Below are 21640 nucleotides of genomic sequence, written 5' to 3'. Positions count from 1 at the left end.
CGTTCATTTGAGCGATGCCCGGGCGATCCCCACCGTCAACACTTCTTCGCAGAGGCATCCAGGAGGGACGCTTCGTTTCATCACGAACGAAGGAGCATTCGATGACACCCAAGATCCGGTCTTCGCGCACGGCAACGTACTGGGCCTGCCTGGCCCTGCTCGCGCTGAGCGCCTGCGGCGGAGGAGGCGGCGGCGGTGGAGGCCTGCCGCTGGGGCTGCTGCCACCACCACCGCCCCCCGCCGCGCCGCCACCGCCCGCACCACCAGGGCCGGTCAGCGTGAGCGGCAAGGTGGTCGTGCTCGGCCCCATCGGCAACGCCGTGGTGTGCGTGGACCGCAATGCGAACGGCGCCTGCGATGCCGGCGAGCCCGCATCGGGCAAGACCGCGGCCGACGGGCAGTACCGCTTCAGCTACACGCCCACCGATGCCGCCGACGCGGCGAAGCTGGCGGCCGCGCCACTGCTGGCGAAGATCGTGCCGGGCGCGGTGGCCGCGGGCGGCTCCTACGAAAGCGATGGCAGCGGCACGCCCGTGCCGCTGGGCATGCGCGCCTACCATCTCGGCGCGCCGGCCAGCTTGCGTGCGCAGATCAATCCGCTCACCACTCTCGTGCAGGCCGCCATCGCCGCCGGCATTGCGGCCGATCGCGCGCGGGCGCTGGTGGCGGCACAGCTCGGAATCCCGGCCGCCGACATCGCCGACTACCAGGGCCTGGCGGTGGGCGAAGGCTTCGCAGACGATGCCCGGACCGCGGCCGGCCTGACCAACCTCGCACTCCATGCCGGTGCCACGCTCGCCGTGGTCGATCCGGCGGTCGCGACGGCTCCCGCGCCCGGCGAAACCCTGGCGCGGCTCGAGTTCACGAACCCGAGCACCTACTACCTGCAGACCTATTCGACCGACGGCGTCGTGAGCGGCCAGGGACGCACGCAGGTCGTCGACCGGCGCGAGGGCAAGACGGCCGGCGTCGCCATCGCGCATGGCCAGCTCTATCGCCAGGTCCGCCTGAGCCCGACCGGTTGGCTGCGCTGCGACGAGACCACCGACTTCTTCAACACGCAGGGCCTGCCGAACCGCACCGAGTTCTGCGGGGGCAGCGTTCCGAGCCTGGCCTACACGCTGTCGCAGGACATCGCGGGCCGCAAGATGTCGGAGGTCGTGGCGCAGATGCAGGCCGCCACCGACGACAGCAACACCATCGTCGGCCTCGACCCGGCCGTCGGGCTCGCCGATCCCGGTGCCACCTTTCCCGCCGGTTCGCTGATCCGCACCCGCTTCGGCATCGACGTGAAGCAGTTCCCCCTGATCAACGACGTCACCACGGACGCGGTGGGCTTCGCCACGCTCGAAGCGCTGATCGCGGGCCGCCCGGTCGGCGGCGTCAACCTCGCCAACGGCGGTGGCACCGCGAGTCTCGGCCTGGCGCAGGACGACCGCCATATCCTGCGCGTGGCCTTCGTCGATGCGAGCACCGTGCGCTACTACATCTGCGACTGGGCCCAGGCCAGCTCGACCATGAGCAACTGCATCGCGGGCGGCACGGGCGGTTTTCGCATCGCCACGGTCAACGGCGCGCGGCTGATCGAACTGGATGCCGCCAGCTATCCGTCGACCTACGTCGACAACCGGCGCAGCTTCGGCGAGTACGGCGGGGCGGTGTACATGGTGCGCCAGGTCAAGCCGCAGTTCCAGCACAACGACAGCACCCTGCAGCGCCTGAACGGCCCGGCCTGGCAAGCGCTGAAGCGGCAGATCGGACTGTGAGGAGCCGCACCATGTCGATCACCCGATGCATGGCCGGCGCCATCCTGGCGCTCGCACCGCTGGCCGCCAGCGCGCAGACCACCGACCCGGCGGCGGTACCCGCCATCGACGGAGCCTGGAACGCGCTGCTCAAGGCGCCGAACGGCCGCGAATACCGCGCCGACCTGAACCTGGAGCGTGGCGCCGGCATCTGGCAGCTCGCGATCCGCAGCACCGCCGATCCCTGCGTCGGCCTGCCGACCCCCGCGCGCTGGACACCGGCCGAGGGCCAGGGCTTCGAGCTGAGCCTGCATCCTTCCCAGGCGCTGGTCGGTTGCGGCGACAGCACGATCAGCTTCAAGCCGGTCGATGCCAGGACCTACCAGGGGCGCTCGCGCAACGGGTTCGACATCACGCTGACACGACGCTAGGGCGCCCAGGGCGAGGGGGCCTGCCGCCGCGGCCCCTTGACGCGGAGCGCTCGCTATCGCCACACTGGTGCAGGAGGAGCGCAGGCCCGCGGCACGCGCCGGTCTGCCCCGCGCCTCCAGGCCACCAGGAGAAGACGCTCATGCAGATGCGCGAGAAGATTCCGCTGCGCCGCGCGCTGGATGCCATCCATCACCTCGACGAACCGCAGTCGCAGCCCTGGCTCGATGTGCTGGAAGGCGCGCGCCAGCTGGTGGGCGGCGATACCGCGACCTTCATCATGTTCGACGGCAGCGGCGGCCTGCTGCGCTTCGAGCAGCAGTGCGTGGATGCCCGCGCCGAGCGCGAGTACGTCGAGCATTTCCATGCCTCGGACATCGTGGCACCGCTTGGACATGGCCTGCCCGCGGGCACCTGGCTCGACACCGCGCAACGCTTCACCCAGACCGAACTCGACCGGCAGGCCTTCTATGCCGATTTCATGTGCGTGCATCGCATGCGGCAGATCGTGACCTTCATGGCGGTCGAAACCTCGAGCCGACGCGCCGGCCTCTCGGTGCAGCGCAACCATCCGTCCGACGACATCGGCCGGCGCGTCGATTCGGAACCGATGCGCACCTTCACCACCGCCTTGCAGAACGCCATGCAGCAGCGCCAGCGCGATGCGGCGCTGTCGCTCTCGTTCGTCGACGCCACCTTCGAGACATTCAACGAAGCCGTCTTCCTGGTCACGCCGGCCGGCGCCGTGCTGCACGTGTCCGAACTGGCGAGGGCGTGGCTCGGCGAGCGGGGCGCGCTGCAGCTCCGCCAGGGCCGGCTGTGGCATGCCGACCAGAGATCGCAGGGCCTGCTGGTTCGCAGGCTGCGCGAGGCGGCCGGCGGCGGGCCCGCGCGACGCCTGGTGCTGGCGGGGCCGGTCGGGCGCACGCACCGGCTCGACCTGGCGCGCGCCGATCTCCAGCTCAGCATCAGCGGCGAGATCCTGGTCGTGGTGCGTGTCTGCCGCGACCGCCGCGAAGCCGCCCTGAACGCGGAGGCACTCGAGATCGCCTTCGGCATCACGCCCTCGGAGGCCCGCGTTCTCGAGGCCTTGATGCGCGGCGCGGCGCCGAAGCAGTACGCCATCGACAACGCCGTGTCGTACCACACCGTGCGCGCGCAGATCGCCTCGCTGATGGAGAAGATGGCGTGCACCCGCCAGACCGACCTGATCGGCAAGGCCTGGACCCGCGTGTGAGCCGAGCCGTTTCGCCAATGCCACCTTGAAGCGTTACCCTTCGCGCAAGGGCCGCACCCCGGCGGCCCTGCGAAACGGAGCGACGATGGCAGACAAGATCCTGGTGTTCTACGGTTCCTACCGCGCCGACCGCATGGGCGTGCGGCTCGCGGACTATCTGGTCGAGCGGCTGGCCGCGCGCGGCGCCGAGGTGGAGCTGATCGATGCCAAGGCCGTCGACCTGCCGATGCTCGACCGCATGTACAAGGAGTACCCGGCGGGCACGGCGCCCGAGGCGATGGAGACGCTGGCGCGCAAGATCCGCGCGGCCGATGCCTTCGTCTTCGTGACCGGCGAATACAACTGGGGCCCGCAGCCCGGCCTCAAGAACCTCACCGACCACTTCCTCGAGGAGTGGTTCTGGCGGCCCGCGGCGATCGCGAGCTACTCGGCCGGCCGCTTCTCGGGCGTGCGCTCGGGCACGGTGTGGCATTCGATCCTCTCCGAGATGGGCATGATCGTGGTGTCGAGCACGCTGTCGGTCGGCCCGATCTCGCAGACGCTCGACGCGCAGGGCCAGTCCACCGGCGCGCCCGGCGCCTCGCTCGACCGGGCCTTCGGCCGCTTCGCCGACGACCTCGCGTGGTGGACCGAAGCGGCGCGCGAACAGCGCGCGCGCAAGGCGCCGCCCTATTGATCTTCTTCGAGGAGACCCGCCATGCGGCTCACGCCCTTCCTGATGTTCACCGGCCAGGCCCAGGCCGCGATGGACTTCTACCTCTCGCTGTTTCCCGAGGCACGCATCACCGAGATCGAGCGCTACGGCCCCGCGGGCCCGGGCGCCGAGGGCACGGTGCTCAAGGCGCGCTTCGAGCTCGGCGGCCACAGCCTGCTGTGCATCGACAGCCCGCCCGTGCATGCCTTCGGCTTCACGCCCTCGATCTCGCTGTTCATCGACTGCGACGACGAGGCGCAGCTGCGGCGGCTGTTCGACGGGCTGGCCGACGGCGGCCAGGTGCTGATGCCGGTCGATGCCTATCCGTTCAGCCGCCTCTACGGCTGGGTGCAGGACCGCTTCGGCGTCTCATGGCAGCTCAACCTGCCCTGAGGCGCGGGTTGCTGTCCTCGCCGCGGCCGTGGCCCCCGTGCCGCTGGCGATAGGCCGAGGGCGTGCAGCCGAAGGCCGCGCCGAACGCGCGCGTGAAATGCGGAATGTCCTGGAAGCCCCAGCGCAGCGCGATGGCCGAGACCGGCCGCCGGTCCGCGGGGTTCGCGAGGTCCTGCGCGCAGCGTGCCATGCGCTGCGCGCGGATCCACGCGGCCGGTGTGCTGCCTTCGTGCGCGAAGGCCAGGTGCAGGTAGCGCACCGAGACGCCGAAGCGCCGCGCGATCGAGGGCACGTCGAGCTCGGGTGAATCGAGCGCCTCGAGCACATGGGTCTTGACCCGGCGCACCAGCAGCTGACGGTGCGCATCGCGCATGGGCGGCGCGGCGGCCACGCCGGCATCCGCCGCGCGCGCCGACTCGGCCACCAGTTCGCACAGCAGCACCGCCAGCCGCTCGGCCGCGGGCCCCGCGGGCAGCCCGCCGCCCTCCATCAGCGACTGCATGAAGCCCGAGGTCGCGCGCCCGATGCCGGCCGGCCCGCCGAGCGCGCGCGCGAACAGGGCGCGCGGCTCGCTGACGCGCGGCAGCAGCAGTTCGCGCGGCACGCGCAGCGACAGCACTTCGAAGCGCTCGTCGAAATGCAGCGTGTAGGGCCGGGCGGTGTCGACGATGCTGAAGGCGCCGGGCGTCACGCGCGTCTCGCGGTGGCCCTGGCGCACGATGCCCTGGCCCGCGACCTGCAGGTTGACGAACAGCCGGTCCTGCGGATCGCACCGGATCTGCGAGAAGTCGCGCACCACGGTGTGGGCCTCGGCGCGGATGCGCGCCACGTTGATGGCGCCGATGCCTTCCATGTCGACCCGGCTCGCGAAGCCCGCGCCGCGCTCGGCCGAGCGCGGATCGAGCGCCGCGAAGGCCTCGCACACCACCTCGCGCCAGTAGGCGAACTGCTCGGGCGCGGCGACGGCTTCGGTGGACCAGGACTTCATGTGCGCACCTGTGGGCGGGCGGTTGGGACACCCATCATCGCGACGGCACGCGGGCCTTGCAAGCCGCGCGCCCGTGCTGCGCGTTCCGGCAAGGCGCCGTGCACGAAACGACAAGGCCGACCGGGGGTGGCGCGGCCAGACTGCGGCCCCACCCATCACTCGACCGGATTTCCCATGACCATCGACTTCACCCTCGACCCCGCGCGCCGCGCGCTCCAGCTCGATGCGCGGCGTGCCGCCAGCGAGGTGCTCTCGCAGGTGCGCGCCGCCACGCACGCGCTGCACACGCCCGGCGAGCGCTTCCGCGCCACGCGGCCGATGTACGAGGAGATCATCCGCCGCGGCTTCCTGCGCCGGCTCATGCCGCAGCCCTTCGGCGGCGAGGGCACGGGCATGGTCGACCTCGCGATCGTGGCCGAGGAGTTCCATGCGGTCGACTGCAATGTCTCGCTGACGCTGTTCGCCAACCTGCTGGGCCTGGCGCCGCTGTTCATCGCCGGCACGCCCGAGCAGCACCGGCGCCTGCTCGCGCCCTTCCTCGCCTGCGAGGGCGCGCCGCTGGCCGCGCTGGCCAACAGCGAGCCGGGTGGCAGCGCGAACTTCGCCGCGCCGCGCCCTGGCGAGGGCGTGCGCACCACGGCTGTGCGAGACCAAGGTGGCGAAGGCGGCTGGCGCATCCACGGCACCAAGCAGTGGGTGTCGGCCGCCACCGGCTGGGACGGCGAGGGCGCCGACCTGCTCAGCGTGGTCTGCCGCACCGACCCCGAGGCGCCGCCCGAGGCCGCGCTCTCGATCCTCGTGGTGCGGCGCGGCGCGCCGGGCCTGGTGCCGCTGCACGACATCGATGCCATGGGCCACCGCGCGCACCTCGTGCCGCGCTTCCGGCTCGACGGCGTGGCCGTGCCCGACGCCGACGTGGTCGGCCCGGTGGGCGGCGCGCGCGACATCGTCGAGGCCAGCTTCTCGGGCACTGCGGCGCTGGTCGGCATCATGGGCGTGGGCCTGATGCGAGCGGCCTTCGACGTGGCGCTGCGCTTCGCGAAGACCGAATGCCGCGGCGGCGCGTTGCCGATCGTCGAGCACCAGGCCGTGGGCTATGCGCTGGCCGATGCCAAGACCACCATCGAGGCCGCGCGCTACCTGGGCTGGAAGGCCTGCGATGCGATCGACCGCCAGCTGCCCGGTGCGCTCGAGCTCGCGCTGCAGTCGAAGATCTTCGGCTCCGAAGCCGCCGTGCGCGTCATCACCGACCTGATGCGGGTGGTGGGCATCGACAGCTACGACCACGAGCTGCCGCTCGCGGGCCTGCTGCAGGACGCGATCGCGCTGCCGCTGTTCGACGGCGGCAACATGGGCGTGCGCCGGCGGCAATTGCATGCGCTGCTGCGCGCAACGGACTACGACCCCCTCACGGCCGCTGGCATCGCCTGAGCACGCTGGTCAGCTTCGGCTGGGTGCCGAGCCGCAGAATCCCGTCACCAAGAAAGCGGGAAGCAAAGCACCATGCCCAATGCCGTCAAGACCATCCGCGCCTTCAACGCCGACCGCGACCCCGAACGCCTGGCGATGAAATACGCCAACCTGCGCGCGAGCCCCTTCGTCTTCCTGCGCGGCACCTGCCACCTGTTCTACGACCGCCTGCCTTCGGGCGCGTTGTTCGCCAAGGCGCCGCTGGCCTGGCTGTGCGGCGACGCCCACCTCGAGAACTTCGGCAGCTACAAGGGCGACAACCGGCTGGTCTATTTCGACCTCAACGATTTCGACGAGGCCGCGCTGGCGCCCGTGACCTGGGAACTGGTGCGCTTCCTCACGAGCATTCTCGTGGCCGGCGATGGCCTCAGCCGCAGCGCCGCCGAGTCCGCCGCGCTGTGCAGGGTCTTCCTCGACGCCTATGCGGGCGCGCTCGCGCTCGGCAAGGCCCGCTGGGTCGAGCGCGACACCGCGACCGGCCTCGTGCGCGAACTGCTCGACACCCTCAAGGCGCGCACCCGCCCCGCCTTCCTCGACCGGCGCACCGAGCGCAAGGGCCGCCGGCGCCTGATCCGCTGCGATGGCAAGCATGCGCTGCCGGTCACCGAAGCGCAGCGCGAGCGCGTCGTCAAGCTGGTCGATCGCTTCGCGGCCTCGCAGCCCAACTCGGGCTTCTTCGAGGTGCTCGACGTGGCGCGCCGCATCGCCGGCACCGGCAGCCTGGGCGTGGAGCGCTACATCGTGCTGGTCGAGGGCAAGGGCTCGCCCGATGCCAACTACCTGCTCGACCTCAAGCAGGCGCTGCCGTCCTCGCTCGCGCCGCACCTGAAGAAGACGGCGCAGCCCGCCTGGGAATCGGAGGCGCACCGCGTGGTCGCGCTGCAGCGCCGCATGCAGGCCGTGTCGATGGCCTTCCTGCATCCGATCGTCACGCGCAAGAGCTCGTACGTGCTGCGCGGCCTGCAGCCCAGCGAGGACCGCGTGAGCCTCGACGTGCACCGCACGCGGTCCGCCGACATCCGCGCCGTGCTCGACGACATGGGGCAGCTCATGGCCTGGGCGCAACTGCGCAGCGCGGGCCGGCAGGGCTCGGCCATCGCGGACGCCCTGGTCGACTTCGGCGCCTCGGTGAAGTCGTGGCGTGGGGACCTGCTCGACGCCGCGCAGCAGTGCGCCGCGCAGGTGGCGACGGACTGGACGGTGTACTGCGAGGCCTACGACGCGGGCGCGATGGTCATCCGACCAGCCCGACCACCGAGCGCACCACGCTGACCGTCGCCAGCACGATCAGCAGGTTCAGCACATGCCGCCTGAACTGCTCGGGCGACACCCCCTTGAACGAGCGCTGCCCCCACCAGATGCCGGCCAGCATTGCGGGCGCGAGCCACAGCGCCCACTTGAAGGTGTCGGGCCCGAGCAGCTTGCCGGTGGCATGCGCGGCCGGCATCAGCGCGGCGCTCGCGAGCGAGACCACGTCGCTGAACAGCAGCAGTGCGATCAGCGTGGCGCGCAGCGCGGCCGGTGCCATCGCGGTGGTGCTCAGCAGCACCGCGATGGCGATGCCGCCGATGGCCGCCACGCCGTTGATGAAGCCCGAGGCCAGACCGGCGCCGAAGCGCACCGCGCGCGTGGGCACCAGCGTGGCGCGCGCGCCGCTGCGCAGCAGCAGCGCGGCGGCCATCAGCAGCGCGCCGATCAGAAGCCGCAGCGGCGTCTCGGGCAGCCAGGCCAGCAGCGCCACGCCGAGCGGGATGAACAGCAGGTTGCCGAGCATCAGCCAGCCCAGCCAGGGCATGTCGACGTCGCGCGCGATCCCGCGCAACTGGCTCAGGCTCGCGAGGATCTCGAGCATGAAGATCGCGGGCACCACCAGCGCGGGCGAGACCACGAGCGACATGCCGGCCACCGTGATGGCCGAGAAACCGAAGCCCGCGAAGCCGCGCACCACGCCGGCCGCGAACACCACGCACAGGCTGTAGGCGAGCAGCAGCGGCGCCAGCGGCGGCGTCAGCAGGTCGGCCGGGTTCATGCCGCGAACAGCGGCAGCAGCTTGAGCCGCTGCACCTTGCCCGAGGGCCCGCGCGGCAGGTCGGTCACGAAGCGGTAGTGGCCCGGCGCCTTGTAGCGCCCGAGCGCCTCGGCGCTGAAGGCGCGCAGCTCGTCCTCGCCGCAGGCGCAGCCCTCGCGCAGCACGATGCACACGCCGACCTCCTGGCCGTAGTGGCGGTCGGGCACGCCGACGGCGGCGGCCTCGAGCACGGCGGGATGCCGCAGCAGGGCCTCGTCGATCTCGCGCGGCGCGATGTTCTCGCCGCCCTTGATGATCAGTTCCTTGATGCGGCCGGTGACGAAGAAGAAGCCGTCGGCATCACGGTGGCCGAGGTCGCCGGTGCGCAGCCAGCCGTCGGGCGTGAAGCTGGCGCGCGTGGCCTCCTCGTTCTTGTAGTAGCCGCGCATCACGTTGGGCCCGCGGATCGCGAGCTCGCCGGTGCTGCCGTCGGGCACTTCGGCCAGTGCCGCGTCGATCACGCGCGCCTCGCAGCCCGAGGCGCGGCCGACCGAGCCCAGCTTGCGCCGCGCCGGGTCGAGCGGGTTCGAGAACGAGGGCGCGGCGGTCTCGGTGAGGCCCATGGTCTCGACGATGCCGATGCCGAACAGGCGCTCGAAGGCGCGGTGGTGCTCGGGCGGCAGCGCGGCCGAGGCCGAGCGGCAGAAGCGGATGGCCGCCGTGCGTTCGCGCGCCGGTGCCTCGCCCTCGAGCAGGTACGAGATCATGGTCGGCACCACGTTGATCCAGCTGCAGCCGGCCTGCGCGGCCTGCTCCCAGAAGCGGCCGGCCGAGAACTTCGGCGGCATCGCGAGGCTGCCGCCGTGCGCGAGCGGCGCCAGCATGGTCACGCAGAAGGCGTTGATGTGATAGAGCGGCAGCACCGCGAGCACGCGGTCGGCGCTTCCCAGTTCGTGCTCGGCGCTGATCGCCTGCGCGTTGGCCGCGAGGTTGCGCTGCGTGAGCATCACGCCCTTGGGCTGGCCCGTGGTGCCCGAGGTGTACATCAGCAGCGCGACCGCGTCGGGCGAGGGCACGGGAAGCGACGCCGCTTCGCCTTCCCCCGGCAGCGCGAGCCCGTCGGGATCGGCCACCAGCACCGACACCGGCCGGCCGATGTCCGCGAGCATCGCGCGCACGCGTTCTTCCCACTCGGGCGCCACGCAGACCACGCGGCAGTCGGAGTGCGCGAGCACGTAGCGCATCTGCTCGGGCTGCGACAGCAGGTTGACCGGGTTCACGACCATGCCCGCATGCATCGCGCCGAGCAGCAGCCGCAGCGTCTGCAGGCCGTTGGGCATCACGACCGAGACCGTGTCGCCGGGCCGCGCGCCGGCCGCCTGCAGCGCGCCGGCCACGCGGCTGCAACCGAGCGCGAGCGCGGCGCAGTCGATGCGCGCCTCGCTTTCGGTGGACAGCGCATACACCGCGCCCGGCTGGCGCGCGGCGACCTGCTCGATCAGGCCATGGACGGTGTCGCTGTCGCCCGCCGCCATGCTCAGTGCGCTCCGTGCTGCGCGAAGAAGGCGCCGAAGATCTGTTCCTCGCTCGGCACCTGCTCGGCGATCGGCCGCGACACGCGCGTGATGTTGAGGTAGTGCCGGTAGTTCATGTTGTCGGAGAAGTTGTTGCGGCCCCAGGTGCCGCAGCCCATCGAGAGCGAGAACGGCAGGCCGTTGTCGAAGCTGCCGCCGGTGGCGATGCAGTGCGCCTGGTCGACGATCACGCGCGACACCGGCAGCGACAGGCCGAGCTCGAGCGCGCGCTCGAGCACGGCCGAATGCAGGCCCACCGAATGGCCCGCGCCCTCGTAGCCGTAGATGCGCTCGACGATCGAGGCCGCATGCGCGAAGTCGCGCGCCGCATAGACCGCGAGCACCGGGCTGAGCTTCTCGCCCGAGAACGGATGGTCGTGGCCCACGCCGTCCTCGGCCACCATCAGGATGCGCGGATCGGCCTCGGCGATCGCCTGCCAGGCCGCGCGGTTGGCGCCGTCGACCTCGGCGGCGCGCTCGGCGATGGCGCGCGCCGACTGGCCGATGACCGCGGCCGAGAGCTTGCCCTCGGGCCACATCAGTTTTTGCAGCGTGGCCTTCTGCGCCTCGCCGAGCATCACGGCGCCGCGGTCCTTGAGCGCAGCGAGCAGGCGCGCGCGCACCGCGTCGACGACCACCAGGCTGTTCTCCGACGAGCAGCTGGTCGCGTTGTCGAAGGTCTTCGAGCGCACGATGCGATCGGCCGCGGCCTCGGTATCGGCCGTCTCGTCGACGATGCCCGCGACATTGCCGGCGCCCACGCCGAAGGCCGGCGTGCCGCTCGCATAGGCGGCACGCACGTTGGCCTGCGAGCCGGTGGCCACCACCAGGTCGCACAGCCGCATCAGTTCGGCCGTCGACTGCTTGTTGACGGGTGCGGGCAGCAGCTGTACCAGGTCGCGCGGCGCGCCGATGCGGTCGAACTGCTGGTGGATGAATTCGATCAGCCGCGCCGCGGTCGACCAGCCCTTGGGCGAGGGCGCGACGATCACCGCGTTGCGGCCCTTGAGCGCATTGATGATCTTGTTGGCCGGCGTCGCGCCCGGGTTGGTCGAGGGCGTGATCGCGCACACCACGCCGACCGGGCGCGCGATCTCGACGATGCCGCGCGCCGGGTCCTCGGCGATCACGCCGACCGAGCGCGCGCCCTGCAGGTCGCGCAGCAGGCCGAAGGTCTTGCGGTGGTTCTTGCGCACCTTGTCCTCGACGTTGCCCACGCCCGTGTCGGCCACCGCCAGCTCGGCCAGTTCTCGGTTGCGCGCGGGTTCGATGAGGGCCCAGCCGGCGGCCGTCACCGCCATGTCGACCTGGGCCTGCGACCAGGTCTCGTAGATGCGTTGCGCCGCGCGGGCGCGTGCCACCAGTTCGGCGATGGGGCCCGAGGCTTCTGAGGAGGATGCGGAGGTGTTCATGGAAATCGCTCGGCGCCCGTGGCGCCGTTCATCAAGAAGAGAAGGAAAAACTAGTCGACGCGGATGTTCGCTTCCTTGGCGAGCTTGCTCCAGCGCACGAGTTCGGTGGCGACCACCTTGCCGAGCTGCTCGGGCGTGCCGCCCACGCCTTCGCTGCCCTGGGCCAGCAGCTTGTCGCGGATGTCGGGTTCCTTCACCACCGTGTTGATCACGCGGTTGAGCCGGTCGATCGCGGGTTGCGGCGTCTTCGCGGGCACGAACACCGCGTACCAGGAGTCGACGTCGAAGTCGGGGATGCCGGCCTCCTGCATCGTCGGCACGTCGGGGAAGGCGGCGCTGCGCTTGGTGGTCGACACGGCCAGCGCCTTGAGCTTGCCGGCCTTCACGAACTGCGCCGCGGCGGGAATCGATACCCACAAGAGCGGCACCTGGCCGCCCATCACGTCGGTGACCGCCGGGCCGCCGCCGCGGTAGGGCACGTGCGTCATCTGCGTGCCGGTGCGCAGCTTCAGCAGCTCGCCCGCGAGGTGGCCGGGCGAGCCGTTGCCCACCGAGGCGAAGGAGATGCTGTCGGGCCTGGCCTTGGCCATCGCGACCAGCTCGGCCACGGTGCTGGCCGGGAACTGCGGGTTCGCCACCAGGATCTGCGGCAGCGAGGCCACCAGGCCCACGGGCGCGAAGTCCTTCGCGGTGTCGAACGAGAGCTTGCTGTAGATCGCGGGGTTGATGGTGTGCGAGGACAGCGTGAACAGCACCGTGTAGCCGTCGGCCGGTGACTTGGCGACCAGCTCGGTGCCGATCGAGCCGGCCGCGCCGCCGCGGTTTTCGATCACGACCGGCTGGCCCAGCAGCGTCTGGAAGCGCTCCTGCACGATGCGCGCGATCACGTCGGTGCCGCCGCCGGGCGGGTAGGGCACGATCAGCTTGATCGGCTTGCTGGGGTAGTCGCTCCCGTTCTGCGCGACCGCGGCCAGCGGCGATGCCAGCGCCGCGGCGGCCAGCAGCCCCGCGCGCAACCAGGGGGCGGACAAGGACAGTCTCATACGGGTCTCCTTCTCGTTGGGGTGGCGGGGGCGGTGGCGGGGCGGTAGCCCAGCGTGGCGCTGGCGTCGCGTGCGCAGGCCATGATGCGATCGGAGAGTTCGCGCGCCTGGGTGCGCGCGAAGCGGATGGAGGGCACGCTCATGCCGACGGCGGCCACGGCCGTGCCGCGCGCATCGAACACCGGCACGCCGAGGCCGCAGACGCCCAGGCGCCATTCCTCGCGGTTCTCGGCATAGCCGCGCGCGCGGCTGCGCTCGAGCTCGGCCTGCAGCGCATCGAAGTCGACGATGCTGTGCGGCGTGTGGGGTTGCAGCGTGCCGAACAGCGCCCGCAGCGCGGCGGCATCGAGCCGCGCGGCCGCCAGCATCGCCTTGCCCGAGGCCACGCAGCAGGCCGGCGCGCGGCCGCCGATGCGCGAATAGGCGGCCACGGGCAGCGGGCTGTCGAACTTGTCGAGGTAGACGATCTCGGCACCGTCGAGCACCGCGAGATGGATGGTCTCGCCGCTGGCCTGCGCCAGCGCCGCGAGGTGCGGGCGCAGCAGCGCGCCGATGTCGGCCGCCTCGGAGACCATGGCGCCGAGCTCGAAGAGGCGCAGGCTCGGGCGGTAGGCGCTGGTGTCGGCGTCCTGCACCGCCCAGCCGCATTCCACCAGCGTCTGCAGCGTGCGATGGGCATTGCTGCGCGCCATGCCGAAGGCATGGGCGACGTCGGTCACGCGGCAGGCGCGTGCCTGGCGCGCCATCCATTCCATGACGGCGAGGCCTTTGGCGAGCGTGGAATCCATGCGTCTCCGTTGTCCCGACGCTTTCGATGAATTCCAAATATTGGAACAGCGTTCGGATAATTGAAACTCAATGTACAAACGCCGATGGCGCTTGTCAACGCGACACTTTCGGCTGACATGGCGCGCGGGCCATGCGGAACTCAGTGCCGGTGCCGCCCCGCCATCAACCCGATCACCTCGCGGAAGATCGCATTGCCCGTCGAGGCCGCGAGGTCCAGCACGTGGCTGTGGCTGTAGTAGGGGCTCAGGTCCAGCCCCACGCCGATGCCCGCGATCGCGATGTCGCGCTGCTGCTCCTGGCGCGCCAGCACCTCGCGCAGGTGGTGGTCGAGGTAGTGCGGATCGTTGGCGAGATGGGTCGCGCTGTCCATCGGCGAGCCGTCGGAGATCACGAGCAGCAGCTTGCGCTCCTCGCTGCGCGCGCGCAGCCGCGTGCAGGCCCAGTCCACGGCCTCGCCGTCGATGCCCTCGCGGAACAGCTCGGGCCGCAGCAGCGCGGCCATCGGCGCGCGCGCGCGGCGCCAGGGCGTGCCCGCGGCCTTGAACACCAGGTGGCAGCGCTCGTTGAGCCGGCCCGGGTGCGCGGGCCGGCCCGCGCGCAGCCAGTCGCGCTGCGCGCGGCCGCCGTTCCAGGCGCCGGTGGTGAAGCCCAGCACCTCGCTCGTCACGCCGGCCTGCTCGAGGGCGCGCGCGAGCACGTCGACCAGCATCGCGACCGATTCGGCATGCTCCTTCATCGAGCCCGAGCAATCGATGAGGAAGCTGACCACGCAATCGGCCAGCGGCTCCTCGCGCTCGATGCGGAACAGCCGCCGCTCGGCCGGCGAGGCCACGAGCCGGGCGAGCCGGCGGCCGTCGATGCGGCCTTCCTCCTGGCCGCCGTCCCAGCCGTCGCGCTCGGGCACGGCCAGCAGCGCGCGCAGTTCGCGCGCGAGCCGCGCCAGGTTCACGCCCTGCGCCGCGATGCGGCGGTCGAGCCGCTCGCGCAGCTCGGCCAGCAGCTCGCGGCGCACCAGCGTGGCGGCCTCGTGCTCGCGGTCGTGCTCGGTGGTGAACACGCGGTAGGCGGCGCCGGCCTCCTCGAGCAGCCGGCTGCGCCCGGATTGCGCGCTGACGTGCTGCTCGACGATCTCGCGGTCCATCTCGGCGACCAGGCTGAACACGCTGCGCTTGTCGTCGGTGTCGTTCTGGCGCGTGTCGGGTGCTTCGTCATCGCCGCCGGCCTCGTGCAGCATCGCGGCGACCGTGCGCGCGATCGCCAGCGCATGCACCGCATACGCGGCCTGGTCGAAGCGATCGCGCCGCAGCCCGCCGAGCGCATGGCCGATGCGCGGCGCCAGCGCGAAGCGCGTGGCCTCGAGCATGTCCTCGGTCTCTTCGACCACCTGCTCGCCGCTCACGCGCGCGCGGCAGATCTGCGCCACCGCGTACAGCAGCAGGCCGCGCGCGGTCTCGGTCAGGCCCGAATGGTGGAAGGCCAGCGACCACTGCGCGTGGCGATGGCGCAGGTTGCGCCGCATGCCGGCCATGGCCTCGGGCACCAGCGCCTCGGCGCGGAACTGCTCGAGCATCTCGAACAGCATGCGCTCCACCGGCTCCTCGGGCTGCAGCGTGCGGTGCAGCGCGGCATCGGAGCCGGCGATGCGCAGCGCGAGGCCGTCGGCCACGCCGCGGAACGATTCGAAGTCGTCGGTCTCGGGCGAGGGATGCAGGTGCGGCGCGAACCACGGCAGCGGCACGCGGCCGCGGTGCAGGCGCCGGCCGCGGAAGTGCAGGTCGCGCTCGCCGCTGAAGGCGCGCACCACGCCCGCGCAGAGTTCGGCGACGCGCTCCTCCTGCCGAACCTTGCGGATGTCCTGCTGCGTCATGGCGCGCCGCGCTCAGCCGTCCGCGAGCCGGTGCGATTCCGCGAGCTCGCGGTCGAAGCAGCGCTGGAAGTACTCGGCCACCAGCGGCCGCTCGGCCTCGTCGCACTTGTTGACGAACGAGAGGCGGAAGGCCAGCGCCACGTCCTTGAAGATCTCGAGGTTCTCGGCCCAGGTGATCACGGTGCGCGGCGACATCAGCGTCGACAGGTCGCCGGCCGCGAAGCCCTTGCGCGTGAGGTCGGCCACCGCCACCATCGCCGCGACCGTGGCGCGGCCCGCCGCGTCGGCCAGCGAAGGCACGCGCGCCTGCACGATCGCGATCTCCTCGGCCGTGGGCAGGTAGTCGAGCGAGGCGACGATGTTCCAGCGGTCGATCTGCGCATGGTTGAGCCGCTGCGCGCCGTGGTACAGGCCGTTGAGGTTGCCCAGGCCGACCGTGTTGGCGGTGGCGAACAGCCGGAAGAAGGGATGCGGGCGCAGCACCTTGTTCTGGTCGAGCAGCGTGAACTGGCCGTCGCGCTCGAGGATGCGCTGGATCACGAACATCACGTCGGGCCGGCCCGCGTCGTACTCGTCGAAGATCAGCGCCACCGGCCGCTGCAGCGCCCAGGGCACCATGCCTTCCTGGAACTCGGTGACCTGCTTGCCGTCGCGCAGCACCACCGCGTCCTTGCCGACCAGGTCGAGCCGGCTGATGTGGCCGTCGAGGTTGAGCCGCACGCAGGGCCAGTTCAGCCGCGCCGCCACCTGTTCGATGTGGGTCGACTTGCCGGTGCCGTGCAGCCCCTGCACCATCACGCGCCGGTCGCGCATGAAGCCCGCGAGGATCGCGAGCGTCACGTCGGGGTTGAAGCGGTAGACCGCGTCGATCTCGGGCACGTGCGCGTCGCGCTCGGCGAAGGCGGGCACCTGCAGGTCGGCGTCGATGCCGAAGGTCTCGCGCACGCCGACGAGGCGCGTGGGGTGGAGGGCGGCGATGTCGTTCATGGGGCGGGTGGGTGTGGAGGTGTCAGGCCTGGACGCGGCGCGCGGGCGTCGCATCGGCATCGATGCGGCTCAGCGCGAGCGCCGCGCGCTGCAGCGCGGGCAGCAGCGTCTTCGCCTTCGCGATGTCGAGCCGCATCACCGGCGCCTGCACCGCGATGCAGAGGTTCGACGGGCTGTCGCCCGTGGCCGGCACCAGCGCGGCGATGCACAGCAGGCCGGGCAGGAACTCCTCGTTGTCGATCGCGAAGCCGTTCTTGCGCACGCGCTGGATCTCGGCCTCGAGCGCCGCGGCATCGGTCAGCGTGCTCGCCGTGTAGGCCTCGAGCGAGGCATTCGCCAGCAGCCGGCGGCGCTGCGCCTGGCCCATCTGCGCGAGGAACATCTTGCCGCTGGCCGAGCAGTGCACCGGCACGCGCGAGCCCGGGTGCAGGTAGAAGCGCAGCGGCGCCGCGGTCTCCACGCGGTCGAGGTAGACCACCTCGCTGCCCGACAGCGCCGTGAGGTTGCAGCTCTCGCCGATCTCCTCGACCAGCTGGCGCAGCACCGTGTGGCGCGCGCCGTGCAGGCTGTCGTTGAACAGCAGGTTCTCGGCCAGCCGGCGCAGCCGCGTGCCCATGCCGTAGTGGCGCCCGTCGCCCTCGCGCTGCAGCAGGCCCGCGCCCTCCATCTGCTGCAGCATGCGGTGCAGCGTGGGCTTGGGCAGGCCGGTCTCCTCCACCAGGCCCTGCAGCGAATAGCGCTGGTCCTTGGCGGCGATCACCTCGAGCAGCGCGAACAGCCGCATCGCCGGAGTGTCGGCGCCCGGGGCCTCGGCGGAAGGCGGGAGCGACTTGACGATCTTCATGGCGGCGGATCATAGTCCTTTTGCAAAAAATAGAACATTACGTACCGTTTTTTGGAATTTGTTTGACGCCGCCCGGCACCCGTCCTATAGTCCGCCCGATTCGCCAACCCCGAAATACGGAACTTCCCGTTCCGGCTTTTTGCAGTCCGCCGTCCAGCCCTTCATCCGCAGGAGACACCGACCCATGAGCAAGCAACCCACCCGCGAAGCCGTCACCGGCGTGCAGAAGATGACGCCCTCCGAGGCCTTCGTCGAGACCATGGTCGCCAACGGCGTGACCGACATCTTCGGCATCATGGGCTCGGCCTTCATGGACGCGATGGACATCTTCGCGCCCGCCGGCATCCGCCTCGTGCCCGTGGTGCACGAGCAGGGCGCGGCCCACATGGCCGACGGCTATGCCCGCGTGTCGGGCCGCCACGGCGTGGTGATCGGCCAGAACGGCCCCGGCATCAGCAACTGCGTGACCGCCATCGCGGCCGCCTACTGGGCGCACAGCCCGGTGGTGATGATCACGCCCGAGACCGGCACCATGGGCATGGGCCTGGGCGGCTTCCAGGAGGCCAACCAGCTGCCGATGTTCCAGGAGTTCACCAAGTACCAGGGCCACGTGAACAACCCCAAGCGCATGGCCGAGTACACCGCGCGCTGCTTCGACCGCGCCATCTCCGAGATGGGCCCGACCCAGCTCAACATCCCGCGCGACTACTTCTACGGCGAGATCACGACCGAGATCCCGAAGCCGATGCGCGTGGAGCGCGGCGCCGGCGGCGAGAACAGCCTCAATGCCGCGGTCGAGCTGCTGGCCACCGCGAAATTCCCGGTCATCCTCTCGGGCGGCGGCGTGGTCATGGGCGACGCCGTGGAAGAGTGCAAGGCGCTCGCCGAGCGCCTGGGCGCGCCGGTGGCCAACGGCTACCTGCGCAACGACTCCTTCCCCGCGAGCCATCCGCTGTGGGCCGGCCCGCTGGGCTACCAGGGCAGCAAGGCCGCGATGAAGCTGATCGCGCAGGCCGACGTGGTGCTCGCGCTCGGTTCGCGCATGGGCCCCTTCGGCACCCTGCCGCAGCACGGCATGGACTACTGGCCCAAGGAGGCGAAGATCATCCAGGTCGAGGCCGACCACACCAACCTGGGCCTGGTGAAGAAGATCACCGTCGGCATCCACGGCGATGCCAAGGCCACGGCCAAGGCCCTGCTCGAGCGCCTCGCGGCCAAGACCCTGGCCTGCGACGCCACCAAGGCCGAGCGCGCCGCGAAGATCAAGGCCGAGAAGGAGGCCTGGGAGAAGGAGCTCGACGCCTGGACCCACGAGCGCGACCAGTTCAGCCTCGACGTGATCGAGGAAGCCAAGGGCGAGAAGACGCCCACCGGCGGCACCTACCTGCATCCGCGCCAGGTGCTGCGCGAACTCGAGAAGGCGATGCCGCCGCGCGTGATGGTCTCGACCGACATCGGCAACATCAATGCGGTGTCGAACAGCTACCTGCGCTTCGAGGAGCCGCGCTCCTTCTTCGCGCCGATGAGCTTCGGCAACTGCGGCTACTCGCTGCCCACCATGATCGGCGCCAAGTGCGCCGCGCCCGACCGCCCGGCCGTGGCCTATGCGGGCGACGGCGCCTGGGGCATGAGCATGGTCGAGATCATGACCGCCGTGCGGCACGACATTCCCGTGACCGCGGTCGTGTTCCACAACCGCCAGTGGGGCGCCGAGAAGAAGAACCAGGTCGACTTCTACAACCGCCGCTTCGTCGCCGGCGAGCTCGAGAGCGAGAGCTTCGCGGGCATCGCCAAGGCCATGGGTGCCGAGGGCATCGTGGTCGACCGGCTCGAGGACGTGGGTCCGGCGCTCAAGAAGGCCATCGACCTGCAGATGAACCAGCGCAAGACCTGCGTGATCGAGATCATGTGCACGCGCGAGCTCGGCGATCCGTTCCGCCGCGATGCGCTGTCGAAGCCCGTGCGCTTCCTCGACAAGTACAAGGACTACGTCTGATCGGACGGCGCCGCGCATGACCGACCAGCTGCTCACGCTCAACGCGGGCTCGTCGTCGATCAAGGTCGCGCTGTTCGACGCGGCCGGTGCCGACGGCGGCCTGCCCGCCGCGCACTGGTCGGGCCAGGCCGATGGCCTGGGCGCGGGCCTCGATGCGCGGCTGCGCATCCGCGATGCGCAGGGCCGCACCCTGCACGACGCGAAGCTCGAGGGCGATGCGCGCTCGCACCGCGGCGCGCTGGCCGCGCTGCTCGACTGGCATGCGCAGCAGGGCGGCGCCGGCCGCATCGCGGGCGTGGGCCATCGCATCGTGCATGGCGGCATGGACTTCGTGGCGCCGGTGCGCATCGACGACGCCGTGCTCGAGGACCTGGCCGCGCTCGAACCGCTCGCGCCGCTGCACCAGCCGCACAACCTCGCGGGCGTGCGCGCCGCGATGCAGGCTTTCGCCGGCGTGCCGCAGGTGGCCTGCTTCGACACCGCCTTCCACGCGGTGCAGCCCGAACTCAACCGCCGCTTCGCGCTGCCGCGCGAGCTGCACGACGCGGGCGTGCGGCGCTACGGCTTCCACGGGCTCTCGTACGAATCGATCGCGCATCAGCTCGCGCGGCAGGCGCCCGAGGTCGCGCACGGCCGTGTGATCGTCGCGCACCTGGGCAACGGCGCCTCCATGTGCGCCATCGCGCAGGGGCGCTCGGTCGCCACCACCATGAGCTTCTCGCCGCTCGACGGCCTCACGATGGGCACGCGCTGCGGCCGGCTCGATGCCGCCGTGGTGCTCTACCTGATGCGCTCGCGCGGCATGTCGGCCGATGCGGTCGAGAAGCTGCTGTTCCGGGAATCGGGCCTGCTCGGGCTCTCGGGCGTGTCGAGCGACATGCGCGCGCTGGAAGCATCGGACGAACCCGCGGCCGCCGAGGCCATCGACCATTTCGTCGAGCAGGTGGTGCAGCACATGGGCAGCCTCGCGGCGGCCCTGCGCGGCGTCGATGCGATCGTGTTCACGGGCGGCATCGGCGAGAACGGCACCGCGCTACGCGCGCGGGTGCTCGAAGACTGCGCCTGGATGGGCGTGGAGCTCGATGCTGCTGCCAATGGCGGTGGGCAGGCGCGGATCTCGACCGGTAGCAGTCGCATCAGTGCGTGGGTACTGCGCACCGACGAGGAAGCCGTGATCGCGCGCCACACGGCACGCGTGCTCGCCTAACCCGGCAGCGGCGCCACCGCCCCGCGCGGCACGCTCGCGCCGCAATGGCGCAGGAAGTCCGCGGTCGCGCGGCCCAGCAGCTTGTCGCGGTGCATCACGGTCGCGAGCCGCCGCGTGCCCGCGGGCAGTTTCGTGCGCAGCTCGACCAGGTGCCCGTCCTCCAGCGCCTGCGCCACCGTGTAGCGCGAGAGGCAGGCCAGGCCCGTGCCCGAGGCCACCACGCGCTTGATGGCCTCGGTGCTGCCGAGCTCGAAACCCACCTGCACCTGCTCGAGGTTCTGGATCAGCCAGGCGTCGGTGACCTGGCGCGTGCCCGAGCCATGCTCGCGCAGCACCCAGGTGGCCTGCGACAGCTGCCGGTGCGTGGCGACCCGGTCGGCCAGCGCATGGCCGGGCGCGGCCACGATCACGAGTTCGTCGGTGCGCCAGGCGCGCACCACCAGGTCGGGATGGGTCTGCGGCCCCTCGATGAAGCCGACGTCGACGTCGAAGCCCGCCACCGCGTCGATCACGTCGCGCGTGTTGGCGATGTGCAGGTGCACCTGGCTCTGCGGATGCAGCGCGGTCCAGGCCGACACGCGCTCGGGCAGCAGGTATTCGCCGATGGTGAAGCTGGCCGCCACGCGCAGCGGCGCCGCATGCTCGCCGCTGAACAGGGCCTGCACCTCCGCGGCCTGGTCGAGCAGCGCCTGGGCCTTGGGCAGCAGCGCGCGGCCGTTCTCGTTGAGCACCAGCCGGCGGCCGATGCGGTCGAACAGCAGGGCGCCGACCGAGCCCTCGAGGTCGGCCAGCGCGCTGCTGGCGGCCGATTGCGAACGCGCGATGCGGTCGGCCGCGGCCCGCGTGCTGCCGCCGCGCGCGGTGGCCACGAAGACCTCGAGCTGGCGCAGGTTGAGGCGCAGGCGGGTCGAATTCTGCTGATCTGATTTTCCGGTCATCGTGAGCAATATTCTGCGC

General features: G+C 71.3%; 19 protein-coding genes. 9 read left to right on the top strand and 10 right to left on the bottom strand.

Annotation, left to right across the window (positions count from 1 at the left end):
• Nucleotides 1–101 precede the first annotated feature (101 nt).
• The 5 genes from R0232_RS26310 to R0232_RS26290 all read left to right on the top strand — a co-directional run bounded on the left by R0232_RS26310 (nucleotide 102) and on the right by R0232_RS26290 (nucleotide 4498).
• Nucleotides 102–1766 carry a hypothetical protein gene (locus tag R0232_RS26310; RefSeq protein ID WP_431509991.1) on the top strand — a complete coding sequence of 555 codons (1665 nt, stop codon included), beginning with the start codon at nucleotides 102–104 and terminating at the stop codon, nucleotides 1764–1766.
• Between the two features lie 11 nt (nucleotides 1767–1777).
• Nucleotides 1778–2176, top strand: a complete 399-nt coding sequence (locus R0232_RS26305; protein ID WP_431509990.1) for a hypothetical protein — start codon at nucleotides 1778–1780, stop codon at nucleotides 2174–2176.
• Between the two features lie 140 nt (nucleotides 2177–2316).
• Nucleotides 2317–3411: a helix-turn-helix transcriptional regulator gene (locus R0232_RS26300; RefSeq protein WP_431509989.1), complete on the top strand. Its 1095-nt coding sequence runs from the start codon at nucleotides 2317–2319 to the stop codon at nucleotides 3409–3411.
• 85 nt (nucleotides 3412–3496) lie between these two features.
• Nucleotides 3497–4087: an NADPH-dependent FMN reductase gene (locus tag R0232_RS26295; protein WP_431509988.1), complete on the top strand. Its 591-nt coding sequence runs from the start codon at nucleotides 3497–3499 to the stop codon at nucleotides 4085–4087.
• 21 nt (nucleotides 4088–4108) lie between these two features.
• Nucleotides 4109–4498: a VOC family protein gene (locus tag R0232_RS26290; protein WP_093340311.1), complete on the top strand. Its 390-nt coding sequence runs from the start codon at nucleotides 4109–4111 to the stop codon at nucleotides 4496–4498.
• Here R0232_RS26290 and R0232_RS26285 read toward each other — a convergent pair.
• Nucleotides 4485–5486: a helix-turn-helix domain-containing protein gene (locus R0232_RS26285; RefSeq protein ID WP_431509987.1), complete on the bottom strand. Its 1002-nt coding sequence runs from the start codon at nucleotides 5484–5486 to the stop codon at nucleotides 4485–4487. The two genes, R0232_RS26290 and R0232_RS26285, sit on opposite strands and share 14 nt — an antisense overlap.
• Before the next feature lie 174 nt (nucleotides 5487–5660).
• Between R0232_RS26285 and R0232_RS26280 the strand changes: the two genes are divergently transcribed.
• Together R0232_RS26280 and R0232_RS26275 are read left to right on the top strand one after the other, a co-directional pair.
• Nucleotides 5661–6917 (top strand): acyl-CoA dehydrogenase family protein, encoded by a 1257-nt coding sequence (locus R0232_RS26280; protein ID WP_431509986.1) that lies wholly within the window; start codon nucleotides 5661–5663, stop codon nucleotides 6915–6917.
• A 72-nt stretch (nucleotides 6918–6989) separates the two neighbouring features.
• Nucleotides 6990–8228 carry a DUF2252 domain-containing protein gene (locus R0232_RS26275; protein WP_431509985.1) on the top strand — a complete coding sequence of 413 codons (1239 nt, stop codon included), beginning with the start codon at nucleotides 6990–6992 and terminating at the stop codon, nucleotides 8226–8228.
• Here the strand turns inward: R0232_RS26275 and R0232_RS26270 are convergent.
• The 8 genes from R0232_RS26270 to R0232_RS26235 form a co-directional block, all read right to left on the bottom strand.
• Nucleotides 8191–8985 carry a sulfite exporter TauE/SafE family protein gene (locus tag R0232_RS26270; RefSeq protein ID WP_431509984.1) on the bottom strand — a complete coding sequence of 265 codons (795 nt, stop codon included), beginning with the start codon at nucleotides 8983–8985 and terminating at the stop codon, nucleotides 8191–8193. The genes R0232_RS26275 and R0232_RS26270 overlap by 38 nt on opposite strands.
• The gene (locus R0232_RS26265) at nucleotides 8982–10499 is read right to left on the bottom strand and encodes an AMP-binding protein (RefSeq protein WP_431509983.1); all 1518 of its coding nucleotides are present in this window, start codon (nucleotides 10497–10499) and stop codon (nucleotides 8982–8984) included. Before R0232_RS26265 ends, R0232_RS26270 begins: the two co-directional genes overlap by 4 nt.
• Nucleotides 10500–10501: 2 nt before the next feature.
• Nucleotides 10502–11950 carry an acylating sulfoacetaldehyde dehydrogenase gene (sauS, locus tag R0232_RS26260; RefSeq protein ID WP_431509982.1) on the bottom strand — a complete coding sequence of 483 codons (1449 nt, stop codon included), beginning with the start codon at nucleotides 11948–11950 and terminating at the stop codon, nucleotides 10502–10504.
• Between the two features lie 50 nt (nucleotides 11951–12000).
• A complete protein-coding gene (locus R0232_RS26255) occupies nucleotides 12001–12993 on the bottom strand; it encodes a tripartite tricarboxylate transporter substrate binding protein (protein WP_431509981.1) in 993 nt (330 codons plus the stop codon).
• Nucleotides 12990–13781 (bottom strand): IclR family transcriptional regulator, encoded by a 792-nt coding sequence (locus R0232_RS26250; protein WP_431509980.1) that lies wholly within the window; start codon nucleotides 13779–13781, stop codon nucleotides 12990–12992. Before R0232_RS26250 ends, R0232_RS26255 begins: the two co-directional genes overlap by 4 nt.
• 140 nt (nucleotides 13782–13921) lie before the next feature.
• The gene (locus R0232_RS26245; protein WP_431509979.1) at nucleotides 13922–15649 is read right to left on the bottom strand and encodes a cobaltochelatase CobT-related protein; all 1728 of its coding nucleotides are present in this window, start codon (nucleotides 15647–15649) and stop codon (nucleotides 13922–13924) included.
• A gap of 12 nt (nucleotides 15650–15661) precedes the next feature.
• On the bottom strand, nucleotides 15662–16636 hold the full coding sequence (locus R0232_RS26240; protein WP_431509978.1) for an AAA family ATPase: 975 nt from the start codon (nucleotides 16634–16636) through the stop codon (nucleotides 15662–15664).
• Between the two features lie 22 nt (nucleotides 16637–16658).
• The gene (locus R0232_RS26235; RefSeq protein ID WP_431509977.1) at nucleotides 16659–17480 is read right to left on the bottom strand and encodes an IclR family transcriptional regulator; all 822 of its coding nucleotides are present in this window, start codon (nucleotides 17478–17480) and stop codon (nucleotides 16659–16661) included.
• A gap of 184 nt (nucleotides 17481–17664) precedes the next feature.
• Between R0232_RS26235 and xsc the strand changes: the two genes are divergently transcribed.
• Together xsc and R0232_RS26225 are read left to right on the top strand one after the other, a co-directional pair.
• Entirely contained in the window at nucleotides 17665–19476 is a 1812-nt protein-coding gene (xsc, locus tag R0232_RS26230; protein WP_057597042.1) for a sulfoacetaldehyde acetyltransferase, read from the top strand.
• A gap of 16 nt (nucleotides 19477–19492) precedes the next feature.
• A complete protein-coding gene (locus R0232_RS26225) occupies nucleotides 19493–20683 on the top strand; it encodes an acetate/propionate family kinase (protein WP_431509976.1) in 1191 nt (396 codons plus the stop codon).
• Here R0232_RS26225 and R0232_RS26220 read toward each other — a convergent pair.
• Nucleotides 20680–21621, bottom strand: a complete 942-nt coding sequence (locus R0232_RS26220) for a LysR family transcriptional regulator (protein WP_093340290.1) — start codon at nucleotides 21619–21621, stop codon at nucleotides 20680–20682. The genes R0232_RS26225 and R0232_RS26220 overlap by 4 nt on opposite strands.
• Nucleotides 21622–21640: the final 19 nt, after the last annotated feature.

The sequence above is a fragment of the Variovorax sp. DAIF25 genome (assembly GCF_050711835.1).
In the GTDB taxonomy this organism is placed as follows: Bacteria; Pseudomonadota; Gammaproteobacteria; order Burkholderiales; family Burkholderiaceae_C; genus Variovorax.
This window is presented reverse-complemented; position numbering and strand designations above follow the sequence as displayed.

What these genes read in the sequence shown, in the direction of transcription:
- R0232_RS26220 (WP_093340290.1), bottom strand. Translation starts at nt 21,621, where the DNA reads ATGACCGGAAAATCAGATCAGCAGAATTCGACCCGCCTGCGCCTCAAC.
- R0232_RS26245 (WP_431509979.1), bottom strand. Translation starts at nt 15,649, where the DNA reads ATGACGCAGCAGGACATCCGCAAGGTTCGGCAGGAGGAGCGCGTCGCC.
- R0232_RS26235 (WP_431509977.1), bottom strand. Translation starts at nt 17,480, where the DNA reads ATGAAGATCGTCAAGTCGCTCCCGCCTTCCGCCGAGGCCCCGGGCGCC.
- R0232_RS26225 (WP_431509976.1), top strand. Translation starts at nt 19,493, where the DNA reads ATGACCGACCAGCTGCTCACGCTCAACGCGGGCTCGTCGTCGATCAAG.
- R0232_RS26290 (WP_093340311.1), top strand. Translation starts at nt 4,109, where the DNA reads ATGCGGCTCACGCCCTTCCTGATGTTCACCGGCCAGGCCCAGGCCGCG.
- R0232_RS26280 (WP_431509986.1), top strand. Translation starts at nt 5,661, where the DNA reads ATGACCATCGACTTCACCCTCGACCCCGCGCGCCGCGCGCTCCAGCTC.
- R0232_RS26310 (WP_431509991.1), top strand. Translation starts at nt 102, where the DNA reads ATGACACCCAAGATCCGGTCTTCGCGCACGGCAACGTACTGGGCCTGC.
- R0232_RS26275 (WP_431509985.1), top strand. Translation starts at nt 6,990, where the DNA reads ATGCCCAATGCCGTCAAGACCATCCGCGCCTTCAACGCCGACCGCGAC.
- xsc (WP_057597042.1), top strand. Translation starts at nt 17,665, where the DNA reads ATGAGCAAGCAACCCACCCGCGAAGCCGTCACCGGCGTGCAGAAGATG.
- R0232_RS26270 (WP_431509984.1), bottom strand. Translation starts at nt 8,985, where the DNA reads ATGAACCCGGCCGACCTGCTGACGCCGCCGCTGGCGCCGCTGCTGCTC.
- R0232_RS26240 (WP_431509978.1), bottom strand. Translation starts at nt 16,636, where the DNA reads ATGAACGACATCGCCGCCCTCCACCCCACGCGCCTCGTCGGCGTGCGC.
- R0232_RS26265 (WP_431509983.1), bottom strand. Translation starts at nt 10,499, where the DNA reads ATGGCGGCGGGCGACAGCGACACCGTCCATGGCCTGATCGAGCAGGTC.
- R0232_RS26255 (WP_431509981.1), bottom strand. Translation starts at nt 12,993, where the DNA reads ATGAGACTGTCCTTGTCCGCCCCCTGGTTGCGCGCGGGGCTGCTGGCC.
- R0232_RS26250 (WP_431509980.1), bottom strand. Translation starts at nt 13,781, where the DNA reads ATGGATTCCACGCTCGCCAAAGGCCTCGCCGTCATGGAATGGATGGCG.
- R0232_RS26300 (WP_431509989.1), top strand. Translation starts at nt 2,317, where the DNA reads ATGCAGATGCGCGAGAAGATTCCGCTGCGCCGCGCGCTGGATGCCATC.
- R0232_RS26305 (WP_431509990.1), top strand. Translation starts at nt 1,778, where the DNA reads ATGTCGATCACCCGATGCATGGCCGGCGCCATCCTGGCGCTCGCACCG.
- sauS (WP_431509982.1), bottom strand. Translation starts at nt 11,950, where the DNA reads ATGAACACCTCCGCATCCTCCTCAGAAGCCTCGGGCCCCATCGCCGAA.
- R0232_RS26295 (WP_431509988.1), top strand. Translation starts at nt 3,497, where the DNA reads ATGGCAGACAAGATCCTGGTGTTCTACGGTTCCTACCGCGCCGACCGC.
- R0232_RS26285 (WP_431509987.1), bottom strand. Translation starts at nt 5,486, where the DNA reads ATGAAGTCCTGGTCCACCGAAGCCGTCGCCGCGCCCGAGCAGTTCGCC.